This is a genomic window from Nonomuraea sp. NPDC051191 (genome assembly GCF_044455665.1).
Lineage (GTDB): Bacteria > Actinomycetota > Actinomycetes > Streptosporangiales > Streptosporangiaceae > Nonomuraea.
In genome coordinates this window covers 45,819-67,112 of the sequence record NZ_JBITEZ010000004.1, presented here as the reverse complement: position 1 = coordinate 67,112, position 21,294 = coordinate 45,819, and the positions used below count along the sequence as shown (strand labels likewise).

Annotated in this window: 18 protein-coding genes; 9 read left to right on the top strand and 9 right to left on the bottom strand. The window is 72.4% G+C overall.

The genetic code is table 11. From position 1 onward, the window contains the following. Positions 1 to 85: 85 nt before the first annotated feature. Positions 86 to 1,522, bottom strand: coding sequence for an NCS2 family permease (locus ACIA8R_RS11995; protein ID WP_397038667.1), 1,437 nt, complete (start codon positions 1,520 to 1,522; stop codon positions 86 to 88). A gap of 91 nt (positions 1,523 to 1,613) precedes the next feature. Here ACIA8R_RS11995 and ACIA8R_RS11990 point away from each other — a divergent pair, with 91 nt between their 5' ends. Then, the gene (locus tag ACIA8R_RS11990; RefSeq protein ID WP_357696581.1) at positions 1,614 to 1,826 is read left to right on the top strand and encodes a DUF2530 domain-containing protein; all 213 of its coding nucleotides are present in this window, start codon (positions 1,614 to 1,616) and stop codon (positions 1,824 to 1,826) included. A gap of 92 nt (positions 1,827 to 1,918) precedes the next feature. Beyond that, positions 1,919 to 3,379 carry an alpha/beta hydrolase gene (locus ACIA8R_RS11985; RefSeq protein ID WP_397038082.1) on the top strand — a complete coding sequence of 487 codons (1,461 nt, stop codon included), beginning with the start codon at positions 1,919 to 1,921 and terminating at the stop codon, positions 3,377 to 3,379. An 84-nt stretch (positions 3,380 to 3,463) separates the two neighbouring features. On the opposite strand, the gene ACIA8R_RS11980 is transcribed toward ACIA8R_RS11985, so the two are convergent. Both ACIA8R_RS11980 and ACIA8R_RS11975 read right to left on the bottom strand, forming a co-directional pair. Then, complete coding sequence (locus ACIA8R_RS11980; RefSeq protein ID WP_397038080.1) at positions 3,464 to 6,496, bottom strand: sacsin N-terminal ATP-binding-like domain-containing protein; 3,033 nt, start codon at positions 6,494 to 6,496, stop codon at positions 3,464 to 3,466. A gap of 87 nt (positions 6,497 to 6,583) precedes the next feature. Next, positions 6,584 to 7,384, bottom strand: coding sequence for a DUF3027 domain-containing protein (locus ACIA8R_RS11975; RefSeq protein ID WP_357696587.1), 801 nt, complete (start codon positions 7,382 to 7,384; stop codon positions 6,584 to 6,586). A gap of 125 nt (positions 7,385 to 7,509) precedes the next feature. On the opposite strand from ACIA8R_RS11975, the gene ACIA8R_RS11970 reads away from it, so the two are divergent. Beyond that, positions 7,510 to 9,018, top strand: a complete 1,509-nt coding sequence (locus ACIA8R_RS11970) for an MFS transporter (protein ID WP_397038078.1) — start codon at positions 7,510 to 7,512, stop codon at positions 9,016 to 9,018. Here the strand turns inward: ACIA8R_RS11970 and ACIA8R_RS11965 are convergent. Further along, on the bottom strand, positions 9,015 to 9,410 hold the full coding sequence (locus ACIA8R_RS11965; RefSeq protein ID WP_357696590.1) for a cold-shock protein: 396 nt from the start codon (positions 9,408 to 9,410) through the stop codon (positions 9,015 to 9,017). The two genes, ACIA8R_RS11970 and ACIA8R_RS11965, sit on opposite strands and share 4 nt — an antisense overlap. Before the next feature lie 90 nt (positions 9,411 to 9,500). After that, positions 9,501 to 10,109, bottom strand: coding sequence for a haloacid dehalogenase-like hydrolase (locus tag ACIA8R_RS11960; protein ID WP_357696592.1), 609 nt, complete (start codon positions 10,107 to 10,109; stop codon positions 9,501 to 9,503). A gap of 136 nt (positions 10,110 to 10,245) precedes the next feature. Here ACIA8R_RS11960 and ACIA8R_RS11955 point away from each other — a divergent pair, with 136 nt between their 5' ends. Beyond that, complete coding sequence (locus ACIA8R_RS11955) at positions 10,246 to 10,635, top strand: hypothetical protein (protein ID WP_397038075.1); 390 nt, start codon at positions 10,246 to 10,248, stop codon at positions 10,633 to 10,635. A 34-nt stretch (positions 10,636 to 10,669) separates the two neighbouring features. Beyond that, on the top strand, positions 10,670 to 11,287 hold the full coding sequence (locus tag ACIA8R_RS11950) for a helix-turn-helix domain-containing protein (RefSeq protein ID WP_357696596.1): 618 nt from the start codon (positions 10,670 to 10,672) through the stop codon (positions 11,285 to 11,287). Here ACIA8R_RS11950 and ACIA8R_RS11945 read toward each other — a convergent pair. Beyond that, on the bottom strand, positions 11,280 to 11,978 hold the full coding sequence (locus ACIA8R_RS11945) for a hypothetical protein (protein ID WP_397038073.1): 699 nt from the start codon (positions 11,976 to 11,978) through the stop codon (positions 11,280 to 11,282). The genes ACIA8R_RS11950 and ACIA8R_RS11945 overlap by 8 nt on opposite strands. 46 nt (positions 11,979 to 12,024) lie before the next feature. Between ACIA8R_RS11945 and ACIA8R_RS11940 the strand changes: the two genes are divergently transcribed. Then, positions 12,025 to 14,355, top strand: a complete 2,331-nt coding sequence (locus ACIA8R_RS11940; RefSeq protein ID WP_364095413.1) for a helicase-associated domain-containing protein — start codon at positions 12,025 to 12,027, stop codon at positions 14,353 to 14,355. A gap of 22 nt (positions 14,356 to 14,377) precedes the next feature. Here ACIA8R_RS11940 and ACIA8R_RS11935 read toward each other — a convergent pair whose 3' ends face one another. Together ACIA8R_RS11935 and ACIA8R_RS11930 are read right to left on the bottom strand one after the other, a co-directional pair. Beyond that, complete coding sequence (locus tag ACIA8R_RS11935; protein WP_397038071.1) at positions 14,378 to 15,733, bottom strand: hypothetical protein; 1,356 nt, start codon at positions 15,731 to 15,733, stop codon at positions 14,378 to 14,380. Continuing rightward, a complete protein-coding gene (locus ACIA8R_RS11930) occupies positions 15,730 to 15,915 on the bottom strand; it encodes a hypothetical protein (protein ID WP_357696604.1) in 186 nt (61 codons plus the stop codon). Before ACIA8R_RS11930 ends, ACIA8R_RS11935 begins: the two co-directional genes overlap by 4 nt. Before the next feature lie 241 nt (positions 15,916 to 16,156). Between ACIA8R_RS11930 and ACIA8R_RS11925 the strand changes: the two genes are divergently transcribed. The 3 genes from ACIA8R_RS11925 to ACIA8R_RS11915 all read left to right on the top strand — a co-directional run bounded on the left by ACIA8R_RS11925 (position 16,157) and on the right by ACIA8R_RS11915 (position 19,780). Next, positions 16,157 to 17,632 (top strand): AMP-binding protein, encoded by a 1,476-nt coding sequence (locus ACIA8R_RS11925; protein WP_397038069.1) that lies wholly within the window; start codon positions 16,157 to 16,159, stop codon positions 17,630 to 17,632. Positions 17,633 to 17,700: 68 nt separating this feature from the next. Beyond that, positions 17,701 to 18,060, top strand: a complete 360-nt coding sequence (locus ACIA8R_RS11920; RefSeq protein ID WP_397038067.1) for a hypothetical protein — start codon at positions 17,701 to 17,703, stop codon at positions 18,058 to 18,060. 67 nt (positions 18,061 to 18,127) lie between these two features. Then, on the top strand, positions 18,128 to 19,780 hold the full coding sequence (locus ACIA8R_RS11915) for a DNA repair helicase XPB (RefSeq protein ID WP_357696610.1): 1,653 nt from the start codon (positions 18,128 to 18,130) through the stop codon (positions 19,778 to 19,780). Positions 19,781 to 20,080: 300 nt separating this feature from the next. Here ACIA8R_RS11915 and ACIA8R_RS11910 read toward each other — a convergent pair whose 3' ends face one another. Then, a complete protein-coding gene (locus tag ACIA8R_RS11910) occupies positions 20,081 to 21,265 on the bottom strand; it encodes an MFS transporter (protein ID WP_397038065.1) in 1,185 nt (394 codons plus the stop codon). Positions 21,266 to 21,294: the final 29 nt, after the last annotated feature.

Sequence of the window (21,294 nt, the reverse complement as noted above, 5' to 3'; positions counted from 1 at the left end):
GATATTTCCCTAGGTCAGATTCGTCTCACCCCTTGATACCCCGAAGCCGCCCCACATGCGCGGGGCGGCTCCGAGAATGTCGAGGTCAGATCCCGATCGCGGCCCGGATCGGGCCGATGGCGAAGTAGAGCACGAACAGCGCGGTGACGCCCCACAGCAGCGGGTGCACCTCGCGTGCCTTGCCCCGTACGACCTTGACCAGCACGTAGCTGATGAAGCCGGCGCCGATGCCGTTCGAGATGGAGTAGGTGAACGGCATGACCACGATGGTGAGGAAGGCCGGGATGGCGATCTCGTAGTCGTCCCAGTCGATGTCGCGGATGGCGGTCATCATGAGGAAGCCGACGACGACCAGCGCGGGCGTGGCGGCCTCGTAGGGCACGACGGCGACCAGCGGCGCGAAGAAGATGGCCACCAGGAACAGCACGCCGGTGACCACGCTGGCCAGACCGGTCCGCGCGCCCTCCCCGACGCCGGCGGCCGACTCGATGTAGGTGGTGTTCGACGAGACCGAGCCCGCGCCGCCCGCCGCCGCGGCGATCGAGTCGACGAGCAGGATCTCCTTGGTGCGCGGCAGCGTCCCGTCGGCCTGGACCAGGCCCGCCTGGCGGCCGACGCCGACGATCGTGCCCATCGTGTCGAAGAAGTCCGTGATGAGCAGGGTGAACACGAACAGCACGGCCAGCAGCACGGAGATCCGGCTGAAGGCGCCGATCGGGTCGAACTCCGTGAACAGCGTCAGCGGGTTGTGGAAGCCGAAGATCTCGCCGGCCTCGGGGATGGCGGGAACGTTGAGCTGCCAGCCGCCGGGGCTCTCCGGCGTGGCCCGCTCCAGCTTGGCCAGCACCTGGACGACGACCGCCAGCACGGTCGAGACGACGATGCCGATCAGGATCGCGCCCTTGACCTTCCGCGCCACCATGGCCGCCGTGGCCAGCAGGCCGACGATGAACACCAGGACCGGCCAGGACGTGAGCTGGCCGCCGATGCCCAGCTCCAGCGGCGTGCCCGCGGCCTTGCGCACGAAACCGGCGTCCACGAAGCCGATCAGCGCGATGAACAGGCCGATGCCGACGCTGATGGCGGTCTTGAGCTGGGCCGGGATGGCGCGGAACACCGCCGTCCGCAGGCCGGTCAGCACCAGGATCGCGATGATGACGCCTTCGAGGAAGACCAAGCCCATGGCCTCCTCCCAGGTCATCATCGTGGCGATGTTGAAGGTCACGAACGCGTTCAGCCCGAGCCCGGCGGCCATCGCGAACGGCACCCGGCCGACCACGCCCATGATGATCGTCAGCACGCCGGCCACGAACGCCGTACCCGCGGCGACCAGCGGCACCTGCGGGGTCGTGCCGTCGCCGATGACCTGGCCTTCGATGTCCTTGCCGTAGGCGAGGATGATCGGGTTCAGCACCACGATGTAGGCCATCGTGAAGAACGTGGCCAGGCCGCCGCGCACCTCACGGGAGATCGTCGAGCCTCGTTCAGAGATTGCGAAGAAACGGTCTATTGCATTACGCATGTCACTCACGCGCCGAAGAGTGACAGTAGTGGTGAACTGGGAAAAGTGTCCGCAATCGGATCGAGACCCGATTGGAAGCTAGGCTGGACACGTGAAGCAGCAGTGGCACCCCGATCCCGAGCCGATCAAGACCAACGACACGGCCGCCGTCGGGGTCGGCACCGCCCTGTGGGCCGTCGCGCTGATCGTCCTGCTGATCTTCCGCCCGGCGCCCGAGAACACGTGGTGGATCTGGACCTGCGTCACCGGGGTCGGGTTCGGCCTCTTCGGCATGTGGTTCGTCCGCCGTCCGCGCCGGGGGTGACGTTCGTCGTCCTCCGCACATCCTCGAAGTCGTCAGGAACCCATGTCTCTCCCCACCACCTGGACCGATGCCGTGTCCGCAGGCCGGCCGGCATGAAGAAGGCGATGTCGGCGCTGCTCGTGGGAGCCGCCGTTCTCGCGGGCTGCGGCACCACGGGTGGGCCCGCGAAGCAGCCCGGTCCCGCCGGGAGCGCCGTCGCCTGGAGCCCGTGCGCCGGGCTGACCGGGCCCGACGGCAAGCCGCTGCCCGCCGACGCGTCCGTCCAGTGCGGGGCCGTGCGGGTGCCCCTCGACTACGGCGATCCCGACGGCCAGAAGATCGACCTGGCGTTGATCCGGGTGAAGGCCACCGGCGAGCCCCTCGGCTCGCTGGTCTTCAACTTCGGCGGGCCCGGGGCGTCCGGCGTCGACACGCTGGCCCAGGTCGCGAAGGCGTTCGGCAGCCTGGGCGGCCGCTACGACCTCGTCAGCTTCGACCCCCGCGGCGTCGATCGCAGCGCCGGCGTCAAGTGCGGCGGCGAACTCGACGCCCTCCTCGCCGCGCCCACCGGCGCCGACGGCGACGCGACGTCGAAGAAGTTCGCCGCGGCCTGCGAGAAGGACTCCGGCCAGATCCTGCCCCACGTGGGCACCGTGGACGCCGCCGAAGACCTCGACCGCATCAGGGCCGCCCTCGGCGACCGGCGGCTCAACTACTTCGGCTTCTCCTACGGCACCCACCTCGGCGCCGTCTACGCCACCCGCTTCCCCGCGAACGTCGGCCGCTTCGTCCTCGACGGCGCCTTCGACCCCACGGTCACGTTCGAGGAGCGCGCCGTCACCCAGGCCACCGGCTTCGCCCGCGCCTTCGAGGCGTTCGCGAAGGACTGCGTGGCGCAGACCTGCGACCTCGGCCAGGACCCGGCCGCCGTCAAGAGCGCCGTCGAGAGGCTGCTCGACGGCCTCAGGACCAGGCCGCTCAAGGTCGGCGACCGGCAGCTCACCTACGGCCTGGCCCAGCTCGCCGTCATCACCCCGCTGTACGCCAAGGCCGCCTGGCCGGTGCTGGAGCAGGCCGCCGCGGCCGGGATCAGGGGCGACGGCGCCACCCTGCTCGCCCTGGCCGACGCCTACACCGGACGGCGCCCCGACGGCACCTACTCCACCATGATGACCAGCCTGCAGGCCATCACCTGCGCCGACACCACCGAACGCCCGAGCGCCGCCGACATGGCCCGGGTCGACGACCGGATCAAGAAGATCTTCCCCATCCTGGCGGCGGACGGCGCCGCCACCGCCTGCGGCCACTGGCCCACGCCCGGCGACGACGCGGCCAAGCGCATCGACGCCACCGGCTCGGCGCCCATCGTGGTCATCGGCGGCAAGGGCGACCCGGCCACGCCGTACGAGTGGGCCACCGCGCTCAACGCCAAGCTCAGGACCGGCGTGCTCGTGACGTACGAGGGCGAGGGGCACGGCGCCTACCTCAGCGGCGACAGGTGCGTGACGCGCACGGTGGACACATACCTGCTGACCGGGAAGGTGCCCGCGGCGGGCACCACCTGCGCAGCCTGACCGGGAAGATGCCCGCGGCCGGGACCGCCCGCACGGTCTGACAGCGGCGGGCCGCCTCCGCGACGGGGAGGCGGCCCGCCGGTCTCAGGACAGGTCGGCCTCGGCCAGCAGCAGCGGCACCGCCTCCGGGTCGCGCAACATCGCGGCCACGGCCAGCCGGTCGTTCCACTGGCCCGTGGCCCAGGCCAGCCCGCGGGCCAGCCCGTCGACGCCGGTGCAGTGGACCGCGCCCTCGAAGAACCGCCACGTGCAGGCGACCCCGTCGACCAGCAGCTTCTCGTGCTCCACGTACGTCTCGGGCGCCGTCGGCAGCAGGGAGCGCACCTGCGGCGGCACGTCGCGCACCTCGCCCTGCGAGGTCACCTCACCGGTGGCCAGCTCGCCGGCCAGCGGCAGGTCGAGCAGCTCCGACAGCGCCTCGGCCAGGTCGTAGGAGGCCAGCACGAGCGGCCGGTCGGTGACGAGCTGCAGCAGGTCGGGGGCCTCGACCACCACCGCGTCCTCGGCGGCGGCCACCACGATGTCGCCGCCGAGCACCGCGCGCACCCGCGCGGGCGGCTCGACCCGGGCCGGGTCGACGGCGGCCAGCGCGATCCACAACGCCCGCAGCTGGGCCCGGTCGACCTCGATCGCCGGGTCGGCCATCAGCTCCAGCAGTTCTTCCGGCCCGCCGTGGGCGGCCAGCAGGTCGGTGAGCGTGGTGCGCACGCCGAGCATCGACAGCGCCGCCTCGTCGAGCCCGGCCGGGGCGTCGGCGTAGAGGCCCTGCAGGAGCGGGTCGGCGCCGGGCAGCCGCAGCTCAAGCGGCTTCCGGCCGCCGAGCACGGGACGGTGGGCCAGCCACCACGCGGTGTAGGAGGGCACCTCCACGCCCTCGACCCGCAGCGGGTGCAGCGCGGCCCGCAGCGGCGGCCGGGTCAGCAGCGGGAGCGCGGCCTCCCAGTCGGCCACCAGCTCAAGGTCGCGCACCGCCGCGAACTCGGCCACCACCGGCGGCACCGCGAGGTCGGGCAGCAGGTCGAGCACGTGGTCGAGCCAGTCGGCCTCGCCGTCGAGGTCGTGGTCGCAGTCGTCGTGGTCGAGCAGCACGTCGGAATCGTGCGCGACGGCGAACCCGTCGAGCACGCCCGCCGCCGCCAGCACCCGCGGCCCGTAGGTCTCCTCCAGCTCGGGCGCGGCCACGCCGAGATGGGTGTCGGCGGCGAGCAGCCCGGCCAGCGCCCCGTCGGCGAGCATCAGCTCACCGGCCGGGTAGAGCTCGCCGTCGGCCCCGCGCAGCGCCAGCTCGGCCAGCCACGGCGCCTCGCCGGGAACCAGCCCGGACGCCGCCACCAGCGACAACACGGCCCGCGCGACCGGCTCGGGGTCGGAGCTGTCGAGCGACTGCGCGACGGCTGCCTTGGTCAGCGGGTCTTCCAGCACGGTACGCGGGGTCGCCTCGGCCGCGCCCAGCCTGAGCAGCGCCGGATGGGCCGCCTCCGGATGCACGATGCGCAGCCCGAGCGGGGTGAGGTCCAGGTCGGCCCCGCCGTCGGTCAGGATGAGCGTGCCGCGCGGGCCGCGCACCACGCGGCCGTCGGTCAGCGGCACCGGCAGCGCGCCCAGCGACTCGGGGTCGTCGGCGGGCAGCACCGCGTACAGGGAACGCCACCAGGACGGCTCACGCGCCTCCACGGCCTCGCCGGACAGCAGGTCGACCACGTCGGCCAGCTCCACCCGGCGCACGCCCAGGGCCACCATGGCGGGATGCCTGGCGGGCCACCCGGCGGGCAGCAGCCCCGGCACGAAGTCGGCCACGGTGTCGAGCAGCTCGGCGGTGGCGCCGGCCACGACGGCCGCCTCCCGGCCCGCGACCACCCAGCCGTCGCCCTCGGGCTCGCGCGCCGGATGCTCGACCCGCCACTCGGCGTCGGGCTCGTAGACCTCGGCCTCGGCGAAGGACGGCGTCTGGACCGCGGGCGCGGGCGCCGACAACGCGGGCAGCAGCGGCGCGGACGGCAGGCGTTCGAGCACGGCCCGCCGGACGCGGGCGTCGAGCTCGCCCTTGCCCATGAGGGACGGCACCAGGTCGAGCAGCCTGGACGTGCGGGGCAACTCGCCCAGCAGCCGGACGTAGGCGCCGGCCACCCGCTCGACCAGGAAGTCGGTGAGCGGCCCCTTGGCGACGTGCCGCCGGTCGGTGGCCATGGGGAAGGACGCGATCAGCAGCGCGGGCAGGTCGATCGGCTCGTCGCTGGGCGTCGGGGCGTGCACGACGGGCGGCACGGCGGCGGGCAGCGGGCCGGGCTCGCCGGTGCCGGTGACGGGCACCGCCCAGCGCAGCGACCAGAAGGGCCGCGCCCGCTCCTCGGTCGGCCGGTCGGCGAACAGCCTGGCGACCTCGTCGGGGGTGAACTCGCCGGACTCCGACACGACGTGCCAGCCGTCGGCCACGACCGTGCGGGTGGCGCCGTCGAGGTCGATCTCGATGGCCTCCAGCGCGGGCAGGCCGAGCAGCAGCGCCGGGCTGGTCTCGGCCAGCATCACGCGGACGGCGTCGACCGCCGCGGCGTCGCGCAGCGGCAGCCGGACGATCGTGTCGAACCCGTCGGGCACCTCCATCGGCGGCGCGTCGAACGGCAGCCTGAGCAGCGGCACGTGGCCCGCCCGGTCGGCCAGCTCCCCCGCCAGCACGGGAACGCCGGCGACCAGCTCGGACGTGCCGGCCCGCGACCAGCGCACCGAGCCGCCGCCGCGCGAGCCGATGGCCGGCTCGTCGCAGACGGAGACGACGGCCGCGAAGCCCACGCCGAACCGGCCGGCCGCGCCGATCTCGTCGCGTTTGCCCGACACGCGCAGCGTGGACAGGCCCTCCACGCCGGTCGCGTCGAGGGGGGCGCCGGTGTTGGCGGCCGTCAGCACGTCGCCGCGCAACGTCAGCCGCAACACCCCTGGCACCCCCGCGCGCAGCGCCGCGTCGGCGGCGTTCTGGGCGAGTTCGACGATCAGCCGGTCGCGGTAGCCGCCGAGCGCGAAGTCCTCCTCGGCGTTGGCGTCCTCGCGGAAGCGGGCGGGCGAGGCCGTCCAGGCGGAGAGGACGGCGGCTCGCATCCGGTCAGTGCCAAAGGTGTCGGTCATCGATCACGATCCTGGTCGAGTGAAGAGGGGCCAGGGTAGGTTAGCCCCCCTGACCGACGAAACCGCCGTTCCGCGCTCGCGCCCCGGTCAGGAGTGGCCGAGCTCCTCGGTGGCGGATTCGTCCACCGAGCCCTCTTCCTCCTCGATCAGGTCGTAACCCAGGTCGTCGAGGATCGGGCTGGCCTGCTCGACCGGCGGGGGCAGCACGGCCGCCTCCGAGTGGGCGCCGCAGCCGTGGTCGGCGGCGACGACCTTGCCGTCGTCGGGGGCGTACTCGTTGGTGCAGACGCCGAACGACAGCCGCAGCTCACCGGAGAGCAGCCAGTAGAACCCGCAGGTGGAACACTGCGCGGGCGCGGCGTGTGCGATCGGAGTGTGCGGCCCGTGCTCGCCCGCGTGCCAGCGTCTGGCAGCCCGGTCCCTGCCGATGGCCGAGAGCACACGGGCTCGGCCCAGGCCGTACTCGAAAACCATCTGGCGGTCGGCATCTTCGTCGAGCTCGGTGAAACCGGGCGCCAGCCTGTCGTCGTCTTCCGGGGACGGCAGCAGGTCGCCGACGCCCAGGTCGCCCGGCCGCAGCCGCTCGCTCCACGGCAGCCACTCGGGCGCGAGCAGCGCGCCCGAGCCGGGCAGCAGCACGGCCTCGCTGACCGTGACCTTTTTCGCGCGCGAGGCGCGGGTGACCGTGACGGCCCACCGCCAGCCGCGATAGGCCCGGTCGAGGCAGGCGAAGTAGTGGGTGACGATCCGGTCGCCCTCGCTCTCGAAGCCGAGGTGCTCGCCGGCCTCGCCCGGGTGCGCCAGCTCCTGCGCCGCGGCGCGCGCCAGATCGACTGCGGCGACACAGGCCTGGTCGGGAGCGGGGACGCGGGCCCGGGTGCGGCTCATCGGGCCGCCTCCGCCTGAAGGTGCTGTTCGCTCACACTTCATTCTCACCCATGGCCGGACCGGGCAGGCCCACAACCGCCGATCCGAGGCTGAGAACAGGGGTGAATCGGGTAAGACTGGTAGACGTGGGGGGCGGCTGGGAGCAGGCTCGGGAGATCTCGCGGCGGGTGGGTCATGCCATCGGCGGCGCGGGTCGTGTCGGCGTGCGCGCGGGCCGGGCCACCGCGAGCGGCACCGTCCGGGCCGGCCGCGCCACGGCCAGGGGCGCCCACCAGGTCGGCAGGGCGACCAGGAAGCTCACCTACGCGGGCGGCGCGGGCCGTACCGGGCTCGGGCGGCTGATCGAGCTGTCGGCCGGCAACAGCGCCGCCGACGCGCTGGTCACCGTCGCCCTGGCCAGCACGGTGTTCTTCGGCGTGCCGGTCGGCGAGGCGCGCGGGTCGGTGGCGCTCTACCTGGTCATCACGATGTTGCCGTTCGGGCTGCTGGCGCCGTTCGTGGGGCCGATCCTCGACCGGTTCAGGTCGGGGCGCCGCTACGTGATGGCGGGCACGCTGTTCGGCCGGGGGCTGCTCTGCTTCGCCATGGCCGCCGCGGTGGGGGCGGGCGACCTGCCGACGCTGTTCATCGGCGCGCTGGGCGTGCTGGTGTTGTCGAAGGCGTACAACGTGTCCAGGGCGGCGATCATGCCGAGCGTGCTGCCCGCCGACATCACGCTGGTCTCGGCCAACGCGCGGGTGGCGCTGTTCACGCTGGTGGCGGCCGGGGTGGCGGTGCCGGTCGGCGCGGGCCTGACCGCGTGGCTGGGCAGTGCCGTGGTGCTGCGCGTGGCCATGCCGGCGTTCCTGCTGCTCGGCGTCGCCGCCGTACGCCTGCCGCGGCACGTCGACTCGCCCGACCAGGAGGAGGAGGGCGTGGCGCCGCGCTGGCGCACCCTGCTCAAGGTGGGCCCGGCGGTGGCCGAGGCGGTCTGGGCCAACGTGGCGCTGCGGGTCTTCTCCGGTTTCCTGGTGTTCTTCCTGCTCTTCCTGGTCCAGGACCAGGCGGTGCCGTGGCTGGCCCGGCCGGCGGCGCCCACCTCGTTCTTCGACGTGCCGAAGACGATCGCGCTGCTCGCCCTCGCCGCCGGGCTGGGCGGCCTGGTCGGCGCCGCGGTCGCCAACTGGACGCGCAACCACGCCCCCCAGGTGATCGTGCTCGTCACGCTGGCGGTGACGGCCGCGACCACGATCGCCACGGCCGTCTTTTTCGACCTGTGGACGGCGCTGGCGGTCTCGCTGGTCACCGCGTTCGCGCAGGAGCTGGGCAAGCTCGCGCTCGACGCGATCGTGCAGCGGGAGATCGGCGAGGAGGTGCGCTCGTCCACGTTCGGGGTGGTCGAGGCGGTGCTGCAGTTCGCCTGGGTGTTCGGCGGCCTGCTCGGGCTCGTGCTGTCGCTGGCCCGCAGCGCCCTGGCCGGGTTCGTCGCGCCGGCGGTCGTGCTGACCGGCGTGCTGGGCTGGCTGCTGGTCACCAGGCGCGGGCGGGTGCGGGCGGCCGACGCCAAGCTGGCCAGGCAGCGGGCCGAGGCCCCCGATCAGCAACGGACCGAGACCCTCGACCGCACCAAACCCCTGACGAACCCCAACGGTTAGGCGTCGAGGTCGTCCGCGACGGCCCTGAGCACCTGGGCGATCTTCTTGGCGTGCGCCGCCTCGGGGTGCTTGCCGCGCTGGTAGGAGGTGGAGACGTCGTCGAGCAGTTTGATCAGGTCTTCGACGATGACGACCATCTCGTCGGGCGTCTTCCGCTTGGTCTTGGGCTTCGTCTTGGCCAGGGTCGGCGGCTGCTCCAGGATCCTGACCGACAGCGCCTGCTGGCCCCGGCGTCCCTCGGCCACGCCGAACTCCACCTTCTGGCCTGGCTTGAGCGGGCCGGCGTTTGTGGGAAGCGCGGAGGAATGCACGAAGACCTCACCGCCGTCGTCACGGGTGAGGAAGCCGAAACCCTTGTCGGCGTCGTACCACTTGACCTTGCCACTCGGCACAGGAGGACCTCGTTCAAACAGTCGAAAAGGATGAATGGATGTAGGTTATGCCCCGAAGCGCGCGGAGGCGACCGGGAAAATGCGGGGCAATTACCGTAGTTCGTCGCGGGCACGCCAACCGGCGAACCAGTCGGCGAATTCGGTCAGGTCGCCGAGCGCCACATCGGCTCCGTGCTCACGCAGCTCTCCCACTGTGTAAGGGCCCGTCGCGACGGTGACGCTCATGGCGCCGCCCGCGCGTGCCGCCTCGATGTCGGCGACATGGTCACCAACATAAGCCGCCGCGCCGAAGCGCGCGAGTGCCGATCCCTTGGCTGCGCCGAACACCGATCCGACCACTTCGTCCACGGCCAGCCCGAGCAGTTCGACGGTGCCGGCGGCGTCGCGCGGGTTCTTGCCCGTCACCACGATCACCCGGCCGCCGCGGGCCCGTACGGCGGCGATGGCCTCGTACGCGCCCGCCATCGCGGTGTGCACCGGAACGCCCACCGCGGGATAGATCTCGCGGAACAGCTCGGCGGCCGCGGGAATGGCCTCCGCGGGCATCCAGTTGGCCAGCTCGTACTCAAGCGGCGGCCCCAGCCGGGTGACGATCTCCCCGCTGTCGATGCGCACACCCAAACGGCTTGACAGCTCGTCGTAAACAGCCGCGATGCCTGATCGCGTGTCGGCCAATGTCATGTCCAGGTCGAAACCCACTGAGGTAGTCACCCGTGCAGGATGCCAAACGCCGCATCGACGTCGGTAACGGCCCTTGTTGTAGGACTCGTTGTGAGACTCGTTGTGGGACTCTGGGAATGGGCAGAAAGGAATTACTTATCGGAGAGGAGTGACCGTGTCCGAGACCCCCCGCACGACCGGCACGGAGGACCGGCTCGCCGCCGCCGCTCCCCGCCCCCATCGGCCCGCCCGGCCGCGCGGCACGCCGGCGACGGTCTGGCAGCGGGTCGTGGCGATGGCGGCGCACGTGGTGCGGCTGGCGTCCAGGGCGGCGGCGCTCTCCTTGGTGTTCCACGCGCTCTTCACGGTGTTCCGGGCCAACCCGGCCAACCCCTGGTACCAGCTCGTCGAGTCGCTGGCCTCGGGGGTGTCGCTGGGGCTGGCCGACCTGTTCCAGCTCGCCGACCCGCGCTGGACCACGTTCGTCAACGACGGCCTGGCCGCGGTGGTGTGGCTCATGGCCGGTTCGGCGGTCGCGGGCCTCGTCAGGCGCGCGGCGGCCTAACGACTACTCTCATTACGGAGGTATCTGCACAGACATGACCAGATCGACCCGTGAGCGGATCATCGACGAGGCCCTGCGGCTGTTCGCCGAGCGTGGCTACTCCGCCACCTCCGTGGCCGAGATCGAGGCCGCCTCAGGGCTCTCCCCCGGCGCCGGAGGGCTCTACAGGCACTTCAAGTCCAAGTACGAGGTGCTCGCGGCCGCGATCAACGAGCATGCCACCCGCACCAGGAGCCAGGTCGCCGAGAGCCTGGCCGAGCTGAGCACCATGGAGGCCGCCGCCGGCCTGGAGGAGCGCCTGTCGCTGCTGTGCCGGGCGGGCCTGGCCAAGGTGCGGGAGGAGTCCGAGCTGACCCGGGTGTTCTTCCGCGACCTGAGCCAGTTCCCCGAGCTGGTCGCGGTGGTCCGCGAGGGCCTGCTCCAGCCCATGTTCGACGCGATCACCACCTGGTTCCGCGCCCAGCCCGAGTACGCCGACACCGACGTCGACTGGACGGGCATCGCGGCCGTGCTCGGCGGCTCGGTGGTCCACTACCGGCTGTTCCAGGAGACCGTGGGCGAGATGCCGGGCCACGCGGAGAAGGACCAGTTCGTCACCGCCTGGGTACGCCTGGCCGTCGGCCTGCTCCCCAGCCCCGCGCCGGTCAGCTGACGTCGAGCAGCCGGTAGCCCAGCCAGGCGGCGCCCAGGGCCGTACCGATCATGAACATGACCCCGCTGACCTCGAAGAACCGGGCGACGAACGCCTCCAGGCCCGGCTCGGCCACCTGCAATCCGGCGACGAGCACGCCGCCGACCGTGTAGCCGAACAGCGGCGCCCCGGCACCGGCCAGCTTGTCGCCCACCGTCCACGTGTCGCTGAACAGCACGGCCGCCGCCCCCGCCGCCCAGACCAGCACCGGAACCTGGAAGATCGCCACGGCCGGCAGCCCGAACGGCACCAGCGACGCGGCCAGCACCAGCATCACGATGGCGGCGACGTCCCGCGGACGTTCCCTGAGGGCCCTTCCACGGGCGGCCACCGGGCCGGTCGCGGCCGTGACGGCCGGGAGACGCAGGGTGGACCGCGCGCCCGCAGGCGTTCTCGGTGAGCCGGTGGCGGGGGCCGCTGGTGGTTGGGCCAGGCGGTGGGCCTCGCGTTCCGCCAGGGCTTCCGGGTCGCCGAAGCGTGCCAGCACCTTCGCGACGTCCCGGGCGTTCGGGCTCCCCCGGCGCTCCGCCTCGATGTCGGCCCGCAGCCGCCGGGCGAAGTCGAGCCGCTGGTCGGGCCTGAGCACGCCGTGGGCGGCGTCGGCCGCCTTGCTGACGTAGTTCAGCACCATTTGGTCCGCACGCTCTGTCACGTCCGGCAATGCTGCCCCCGATCAGGGGGGACATACCATGGCAACGATGGAGTTCACGGAGTGGATCAGGGGGCGCACCGACGAACAGCTTCGGGCGCTCGTCTCCGCGCGTCCCGAGTTGATCACTCCGGTGCCCGCGCATCTGGAGGGGCTGGCCGCGCGGGCCGCCAGCCCTTCGGCGATCGGCAGGGTGCTCGACCGGCTCGACCGGTTCACGCTGGCCGTCGTCGAGACGCTGGCCGTACAGGACGGGCCGGTGACGAAGGCGGCGCTGCGCGGCCTGGTCGGACGGGCGCTGGCGGCGGGCCGGCCCGAGCCCGCGCTCACCGCGGCCCTCGACCGGCTGCGTGACCTGGCGCTGGTCTTCGGCCCCGACAACGCGCTCGACCTCGGGCCGGGCGTGCGCAAGGTGCTGGAGGAGCCCGCCGGGCTCGGCCCCAGGGCCGCCGACGTGTTCCGGCACCACCCGCCCGAGCAGCTCGACGAGATGGCCGACGACATCGCCCCCGGCACCGACGGCCCCGGCAAGGAGCGGCTGGCCGCCGTGCTGGCCAGCCCCGAGGCCCTGGTGGAGGCGGTCTCGCCCGAGGCCAGGGGCGCGCTCGACCAGCTCGTGTGGGGGCCGCCGACCGGGCGGGTGCCCAACGCCAGGCGCGAGGTGCGCGTGGCCTCGGCGCGTTCGCCCATCGAGGAGCTGCTGGCGCGCGGGCTGCTCGCGGCCACCGGCGAGGAGAGCGTGACGCTGCCCCGCGAGGTGGGCCTCCACCTGCGCGGCGGGCGCGTCCACCGTGACCTGCTCGCCGTGCCGCCCGCGCTCGACGGGGCCGCGCGCGACCGGGAGCTGGCCGACCGCACGGCGGCGGGCCAGGCGTTCTCGTTCGTCAGGTCCGTGGAGGAGCTGTGCGAGCGGTGGAGCGTCGATCCGCCGGGGGTGCTGCGCACCGGCGGGCTCGGCGTACGCGACATGAAGCGCACCTCGACCGACCTCGACCTGCCCGAATGGGCGGTGGCGCTGGTCGTCGAGGTGGCGCACGCGGCGGGGCTGGTCGCCGCGGGCGGCGGCGTCGACGGCGAGTGGCTGCCGACCTCCGGCTACGACCTGTGGCGGGTCAGGGCCACCGCCGACCGCTGGGTGACGCTCGCCGCGACCTGGCTGCACATGGACCGCGTGCCCGGCCTGGTCGGCGAGCGCGACGAGCGTGACCGGCCGCTCAACGCCCTGCACACCGACCTGCGCCGCGCCTCCGCGCCGGGGGTGCGCAAGGCCGCCCTCGGCGTGCTGGCCGCCGCGCCGGGCCTCGCGCCCGACCGCGACTCGGTGCTCGAACGCCTCGCCTGGGAGCAGCCGCGCCGCCGCGGGCCGCTGCGCGAGCAGCTCACCGAGTTCGCGCTGCGCGAGGCCGAGCAGATCGGCGTGACCGGGCTCGGCGCGCTGTCCGGCCACGGGCGGGCGCTGCTCGAAGGCGGCGACGCGGCCCGGTTGCTCGCCCCGCTGCTGCCCGAGCCCGTCGATCACGTGTTGCTGCAGGCCGACCTCACCGCCGTCGCCCCCGGGCCGCTGACCAGCGAGCTCAACCGCTGGATGACGCTCACCGCCGACGTCGAGTCCAAGGGCGGGGCGACCGTCTACCGCTTCGGCGAGAGCTCGATCCGGCGGGCGCTCGACGCGGGGCACGGCGGCGAGGAGCTGCTGGCCATGCTGTCCCGCCATTCGGCCACGCCGGTGCCGCAGGCCCTGTCGTACCTGGTGACGGACGTGGCCCGGCGGCACGGGCGCATCCGGGTGGGCACGGCGAGCGCCTACGTCCGGTGCGACGATCCGGCGCTGCTCGACCAGATCACCGCCGACCGCCGCGCCGCCGCGCTCCGCCTGCGCCGGCTGGCCCCCACCGTGATCGCCTCGCGCTCGTCCAGGGCGGCGCTGGTGGACTCGCTGCGGGCCATGGGGTACGCGCCGGTCGCCGAGTCGCTCGACGGCGACGTGATCATCTCTCAGCTCGACAGCAGGCGTACCGAGGGGGTGGCGCCCGTACGCGCCGTGGCCTCGGTCAACGGGCTCGATCCCGAGGTGGCCTCGGCGGCCGTACGCGCGCTGCGCGCGGGCGACGCGGCCCACCTGGCGCGGCGCGAGCCGGTCGACGCCCCGGGCGGCGCGGTGCCCCGGGGCCCCGCCACGGCCACGATCTCGGCCCTCCAGGACGCCATCAAGCAGGGCGTACGGGTGTGGATCGGGTACCTCGACTCGCAGGGCAACGCCACCTCACGCATCCTGGAGCCGGCCCGGATGGAGGGCGGCTACCTGACGGCGTACGACGAGACCAGGGCGGCCGTCCACCGCTTCGCCCTCCACCGCATCACCGGCGTCGCCGGCCTCTGACGGCGTACGCGCCGGGCCGGGGTCAAGCCTGCCCGAGGGTGAGCGCGTGGGCGGCGAGCCGCCCTGTGGGACCCTCGGCGGTGGACAGGCGTCGCAGGTGGGTCGCCGCGTCGGCCGGGTAGCGCAGGGACAGCCCGCCGCACAGCCCCACGACCGCCGCGACCGCCCGTGGATCGGCCGGGTCGCCGGCCCAGGTGAGCGCGAGCCGCAGGGCCTCGGGGGCGAGGGCGTCGTCGGCGCACATGTACGACAGCGCCTCGCCCGCCGCCAGCCGTTCGGCCGCCCGCCCCTGGGCCCACACCTCCAGGAACTCCAGCTGCGCCTCCTTGAGCGAGCAGGCGGCCAGCAGCGCCACCCCCTCGGCCGCCCGCGCCCGTACGTCGTCCCCCTCGCCGGCCAGCGAGCGCGCCCATTCGCGCAGCGGCTGCCACAACCAGAAGCCGTACCGGGCGACCAGCTCCCCGAGCACCTGCGCGCGGTGGTCCGGGACGCGGAAGACGACGCGGCCGTCGTGCACGGCGATCAGCGGATGCGGCGCCCCGGCCGGCCGCGGCCCCGCCTCGTGGGCCTCCCTGGTCCGCTCGAACCCGGCCGACCGGCGGGCGAACTCCGGCTCGGGCAGCCCGTGCGCGAACGCGAGCGCCGCCACCGCGCGTACCTCGTGCATCGGCGGCTTGGTGTCGAACCAGGCGGCCACCTCCTCACCCGCGGGTTCGTCGTCCCGCACCAGGCGCGTGGCCAGGCGGACGACCTCGGCGGGCGTGGGCAGCGCCAGCGCGCGGACCCGGGCGGTGGCGGCCCCGGCGGGCGCGTTCCGGCCGCCGAACGCGCTCAGGTACAGGTCGAACAGGTCACCGGAGTCGGGGGCGCCCCACGGCTGCTCCACCTCGACCGCCTGCGACGGGTCGCCGTTCCTGGTGATCACCAGGTACGACCCCAGCTCGGCGAGCTTGCGGGCCAGGTTGAGCAGCTCGATCCGGTCGGTGCTGCCGGCGATCCAGTCGTGCAGCAGGTACGCCCGCCCCGGCCCGTACTCGGTCCTGGAGAGCAGGTCGGCGGCGCTGCCCGCGGGTGAGAGCACGGTGATCCTGCCCTCGGCCAGCGACATGCGCGACAGCAGGGCGATGGCGCCGAGCCGCTTGCCCATGTCCGCCTCCCCCACCAGCACGAGCAGGTGGCGCATGGACAGCCGGCGCACCGCGTCGGCGAAGCCGGCGGGCTCCAGGTACGAACGCAGCAGGGTGTCGGCCGCGCGCCGGTCGAGGTCGCGGGCCACCGGGACGACCAGGGGCCCGAGCTGCTCGATGATGGCGATCACGCTCTGGGTGAGCGTTTTGTCGTCGAGGTCGGTCCCGCCTGGTTCAGGCGTGTCGATCACGAAGTCCCCTCGGGCCTGACGGGAAAGTTGTCTACGGAAAAAGTTTTTCCCGAAACTTTTTGTCCGGCAAGTTGTTTCCCCGGCTTATGGATTGAGCGTGCGCCGCCTGGCTGCCGCCGTTCCGACCAGGCGTTCCTCGCGAAGCTCGCGGCCACGGCCGCCGGCGCGCGCATGTCGATCATGTCCTCCATTGCTCTGGGCGACGGGCCGGTGACAAAACCGAAGTAGGTGCCATCTGGTAGCACGGATCCCTACTTATCTCACCAATACACGATCTAGCGCCACCCGAAAACTCGAATGACCCTCTAGGCCGATATTGGACATTTACTCGGCATGAGAGCATCATCCACAATCGTCAGTCAAGGGCGAACACGAGGACGATCAGGGTTGACTGCGCACGGGCCGTCCCATCAGGTTGTGCATGTGACCGAGCAAACGCTGGGCCAGCTGGCCGAGGAGTCATGGAACCGGTTCGACGACCACGACTCGGTGTTCTACGACGGGGTCTGGCACCGCAGCCACGCGCTCGCCGAACGTGCGCGGCGGATGTGCGGCGGGTTCGTCGAGGCCGGGATCCGGCCGGGTGACCGGGTGGTCGTGATGATGGCGACCTCCCCCGAGGTCCCGATCGTCTACCAGGCGTTGTGGGCGGCGGGCGCGGTGGTGACGCCCGTGGTCTTCCTGGTTGGGGCCGAGGAACTGCGGCACATCCTGCTCGACAGCGGCGCGTCCGCGGTCGTCACCTCGCCCGAGCTGGCCGAGACCGTACGGGCCACCGCGGTGAACGTCCCCATATATGTGGACACGGCCGAGCTGGAGACCGCCGCCGAGCACGAACGGGTGCGCAGGGACCCCGGCGACCTGGCCGCGCTCATGTACACCGGCGGCACCACGGGCGTCGCCAAGGGCGTCATGCTGAGCCATCGCGGGTTGTGGAAGGTCGCCAAGGACGCATACGAAATTTCCCACCAAGAGGGGAAAAATCGTGCGATTGTGCCTGTGCCGCTCTCGCACGCGTACGGGTTGATCATCACCGTGGCCGGGCTGCACGCGACCGAACCCCAGCAGGCCGTGCTCATGCGCTGGTTCGAGCCGAAGGCGTTCCTGAGCCTGGCCGCCGAGCAGCACGTCCAGTACGGCACCGTCGTCCCCGCGATGATCCACATGCTGCTCGCCGAGCCGCTGGAGGCCCACCCGCTCCCCGACCTGGCCTACCTCACCTGCGGCGCGGCGCCGCTGGGCCGGGAGGCGCTGCAGGAGTTCGAGCGCCGGATGCCGGGCACGCAGATCCTGGAGGGCTACGGCCTGACCGAGACCAGCGCCGTCACCACCTTCAACCCGCCGGGCAGGCGGCGGCCCGGCAGCGTCGGCCTGCCGCTGGCGGGCTACACGATCACCGTCCGCGACTCCGCCGGAGAGGCGGTGGAGTGCGGCGACGTCGGCGAGATCTGCGTCAGCGGCGACTCGCTGATGCTCGGCTACTGGGGCGAGCACGAGCCCGACCCCGAGGGCACCGCACTGGACGGCGACGAGCTGCGCACCGGCGACCTCGGCTGCGTGGACGACGACGGCTACCTCTACATCGTCGACCGCAAGAAGGACCTGATCATCCGCGGCGGCTTCAACGTCTTCCCCCGCGACGTCGAGGACGCGCTCAACCAGCATCCCGATGTGGTCATGTCGGGCGTCGTCGGCCGCCCCGACCCGCGGCTGGGCGAGGAGGTCGTGGCGTTCGTGCAGCTCAGGCCGGGGGCCGAGGAGAGTGCCGAGGAGCTGATCGAGTGGGCGCGCGACCGGGTCGGACGGGTGAAGTACCCGCGCGAGGTGCGGTTCGTCGAGTCGATCCCGGTCACCAGCGTGCTCAAGCTCGACAGGAAGGCCCTGCGCGGCCGGTTCTGACCTTCCGCGCACACCGGGCCAGACGCGTCCGTATTCCGTGATAAACGTTGACGTGTCTGGAGGTGAACGTGAGTCAAGAAGATCCGTCCGGCTACCCGTACCTGCCCTACGGGGCGCCCTACGGCGAGCAGCCACCTCCGCAGTACGGCTACGGCTACGGCTACGGCGTCCCGCCGCGGCGCGACGAGGGCCCGCAGGCCGGCGCCATCGTCGCCGTCGTGCTCAACTTCCTGTCCCTGGCCTCCTGCCTCAACGTGCTCGGGCTGCCCGGCGGCATCCTCGCCGCCGTGGCGCTGACGCGGGCCCGCGAGCAGCCAGGGAGCGCCCGTTCGCTGCTGCTCTGGAGCTGGGTGCTGTTCGGCACCGGTCTCGTGCTGAACGTCGCGCTCTTCCTCTTCCTGGGCCTCACCGGCCGCCTGGACGACTGATCGATTACCCGTTCCGGGACTGTTCCTGCCGTCGTGTGTGTTGGATAAGGGTCAACCGTAGGAAGGGATGTCCGTGAACGACGGCCCGCTCATCGTCCAGTCGGACAAAACGCTGCTGCTCGAAGTCGACCACGAGAAGGCCGACGCGTGCCGCAAGGCGATCGCGCCGTTCGCCGAGCTCGAACGCGCGCCCGAACACGTCCACACCTACCGCGTCACGCCGCTGGCCCTGTGGAACGCGCGTGCCGCCGGCCACGACGCCGAGCAGGTCGTCGACGCGCTGATCGGCTTCAGCCGCTACCCGGTGCCGCACGCGCTCCTCGTCGACATCGCCGAGACCATGGCCCGTTACGGCCGCCTGCGCCTGGAGAAGGACCCGGTCAACGGCCTGGTCCTGACCTCGACCGACCGCGCGGTGCTCGAAGAGGTGCTGCGCTCGAAGAAGATCCAGCCGATGCTGGGCGATCGTCTCGGCGCCGACTCGGTCATCGTGCACCCGAGCGACCGCGGCAACGTCAAGCAGGCGCTGCTCAAGCTGGGCTGGCCCGCCGAAGACCTGGCCGGCTACGTCGACGGCGAGCACCACCCCATCAAGCTGCTCCAGGACGGCTGGGAGCTGCGCCCCTACCAGCGCGAGGCGGCCGACGCCTTCTGGCACGGCGGCTCCGGCGTGGTCGTGCTGCCCTGCGGCGCGGGCAAGACCATCGTGGGCGCGGCGGCCATGGCCCACGCGCAGGCCACCACGCTGATCATGGTGACCAACACGGTCAGCGCCCACCAGTGGAAGACCGAGCTGCTCAAGCGCACCACGCTGACCGAGGACGAGATCGGCGAGTACTCCGGCAACAAGAAGGAGATCCGCCCGGTCACCATCGCCACGTACCAGGTGATGACCACCAGGCGGAAGGGCGTCTACAGCCACCTGGAGCTGTTCGACGCGCGCGACTGGGGCCTGATCGTCTACGACGAGGTGCACCTGCTGCCCGCGCCGATCTTCAGGATGACCGCCGACCTCCAGGCCCGCCGCCGGGTGGGCCTGACCGCGACGCTCGTGCGCGAGGACGGCCGCGAGGGCGACGTGTTCTCCCTCATCGGCCCCAAGCGCTACGACGCGCCGTGGAAGGAGATGGAGAACCAGGGCTGGATCGCGCCCGCCGACTGCGTCGAGGTGCGGGTCACGCTGACCGACGAGGAGCGGCTGGCGTACGCGATGGCCGAGGCCGAGGAGCGCTACCGCTTCTGCGCCACCACGCCGTCCAAGACGTACGTGACCGAGGCGCTGGTCCGGCGGCATCTGGGCGAGCAGGTGCTGGTCATCGGCCAGTACATCGACCAGCTCGACGAGCTCGGCGAGCACCTCAACGCGCCGGTCATCAAGGGCGAGACCAGGGTCAAGGAGCGTGAGCGCCTCTACCAGGCGTTCCGCGACAAGGAGATCCAGGTGCTGGTGGTGTCGAAGGTGGCGAACTTCTCCATCGACCTGCCCGAGGCGGCCGTCGCGATCCAGGTGTCGGGCACGTTCGGGTCGCGGCAGGAGGAGGCGCAGCGGCTCGGACGGGTGCTGCGGCCCAAGGCCGACGGCGGTGGCGCCCGGTTCTACACGGTGGTCAGCAGGGACACGGTCGACCAGGAGTTCGCCGCCCACCGGCAGCGCTTCCTGGCCGAGCAGGGATACGCGTACCAGATCATCGACGCCGACGACGTGCACGACGAGGTGTGACGGGGTTGAAGGCCCGGCCGCTCGTTGCCTGAGCGGCCAGGCACGGCGTTTATGTCACGTCCACGAGACTCCACGGGTCGTCGACATCGAACCACCCCCCTCACCTGCGTACTATCACGCCGCCTGCGACATACCCTCATGATCCGACAAACGCACCTGAAATGCCCGACTTTTTCGGTATTCCCACGTTCACTCAGAGATACGTTCTTTGCCGGGTTCGCTACCTGGCCCCGGAACTCCTACGGCTCCAGCCAGTCGCCAATGGGCTGATCGAGAGTTCGGCTCTGACGCCGGGTCGGTTCACGCGAGCAGGAGTGTGGCCAGTGCCGGGCCGAAGGCGCCGCCCAGCTGGTAGCAGAGGGTGAACAGGCTCACGGCGGTGGCCCGGTGCTCGTGCGGCACGACCTCGCCGACGCGGGCCGCGTACCAGGCCATCGCCGCTGTGGCGGCGAACACCGCGAACGCGGTGGACGCCACGACGAGCACCGGCCAAGGGGCGAGCAGCGGCAGGGCGACAGCCACGGCGCCCGTGGTCAGCAAGACAGGTCGGGTGACGGCCGCACCGAGCCGGGAGGTCCACCGGCTGAACGACAGTGAGGCGATCGAGCCGGCGGTCAACATCATGAGCGTCATCAGCCCGATCCGCTCGGTCGTCCAATGGTGTTCCAGCAGCCGGGGCACGGTGTAGAGCAGGGCGAAGTAGGAGGTGGACAGCGTGCCGGCCGCCGCTGCCGCGGTGACGAACGCCCGGGAGCGGATGACCGGCCGAGGGACGAACCCCGCGGGCTTCCTGCGGACGCGCAGGGTCAGCAGCAGGCCGGTCACGGCGGCGGCGGCAGCCGCCGTCAGTTCCAGACGCGGGATCAGGACCAAGGCGCTGACCAGCATCACCACCAGCAGGACCCCGATGACGTCGGTGCGGGCGGCGGTGGCTCCCCGGCTGCCGTGATGCGCGGCGTGGCGGAGGACGGCGGGGACGGCCAGCAGCGCGGGCAGGAACAGCAGCAGCGGCACCCGCCAGGAGATCACCGACAAGGTCGCGCCGGCCAGCGGACCGAACGCGCCGACCAATCCGACCCCGGCGGTGATGGCGCCTGCTCGCGAGGCGGTCCTGGCCAAGGTGATGGCGATGGTGACCAGGCCTCCTCCGCCGGCGGCCTGGGCGGCGCGGCCGGCCAGCAACACCGGCAGCGCGGGTGCGCCGGCCACCAGAAGTGTGCCGAGAAGTATGAGGGTGGCATTGACGAGTGTGGCGGCGCGCATGCCGCGGGTGCGCAGCAGCGCGGCAGTGAGCGGAGCGCCGAGGACGCCGCCCCAGCCGAAGGCGGTGGCGGCCCAGGTGGCTTCGGCGGCTGAGACGCCCAGGGCACGGGCCAGCTCGGGGATGACGGTGATGGTGCTGTTGGCGCTGAGTGAGGTCGGCGTGGCCAGGAGAACGAGGTAAAGGACGGCGATGTGTCTCTTCTGCGCGATTGCGGGGGTCACCCGCCTCAAAGTACACCAATCGGTTTCCT

Excerpts from the sequence above, each read along its gene's own strand:
- ACIA8R_RS11995 (WP_397038667.1), bottom strand. The coding sequence starts at position 1,522 with ATGCGTAATGCAATAGACCGTTTCTTCGCAATCTCTGAACGAGGCTCG.
- ACIA8R_RS11985 (WP_397038082.1), top strand. The coding sequence starts at position 1,919 with ATGAAGAAGGCGATGTCGGCGCTGCTCGTGGGAGCCGCCGTTCTCGCG.
- ACIA8R_RS11980 (WP_397038080.1), bottom strand. The coding sequence starts at position 6,496 with ATGACCGACACCTTTGGCACTGACCGGATGCGAGCCGCCGTCCTCTCC.
- ACIA8R_RS11975 (WP_357696587.1), bottom strand. The coding sequence starts at position 7,384 with ATGAGCCGCACCCGGGCCCGCGTCCCCGCTCCCGACCAGGCCTGTGTC.
- ACIA8R_RS11950 (WP_357696596.1), top strand. The coding sequence starts at position 10,670 with ATGACCAGATCGACCCGTGAGCGGATCATCGACGAGGCCCTGCGGCTG.
- ACIA8R_RS11940 (WP_364095413.1), top strand. The coding sequence starts at position 12,025 with ATGGAGTTCACGGAGTGGATCAGGGGGCGCACCGACGAACAGCTTCGG.
- ACIA8R_RS11930 (WP_357696604.1), bottom strand. The coding sequence starts at position 15,915 with ATGATCGACATGCGCGCGCCGGCGGCCGTGGCCGCGAGCTTCGCGAGG.
- ACIA8R_RS11915 (WP_357696610.1), top strand. The coding sequence starts at position 18,128 with ATGTCCGTGAACGACGGCCCGCTCATCGTCCAGTCGGACAAAACGCTG.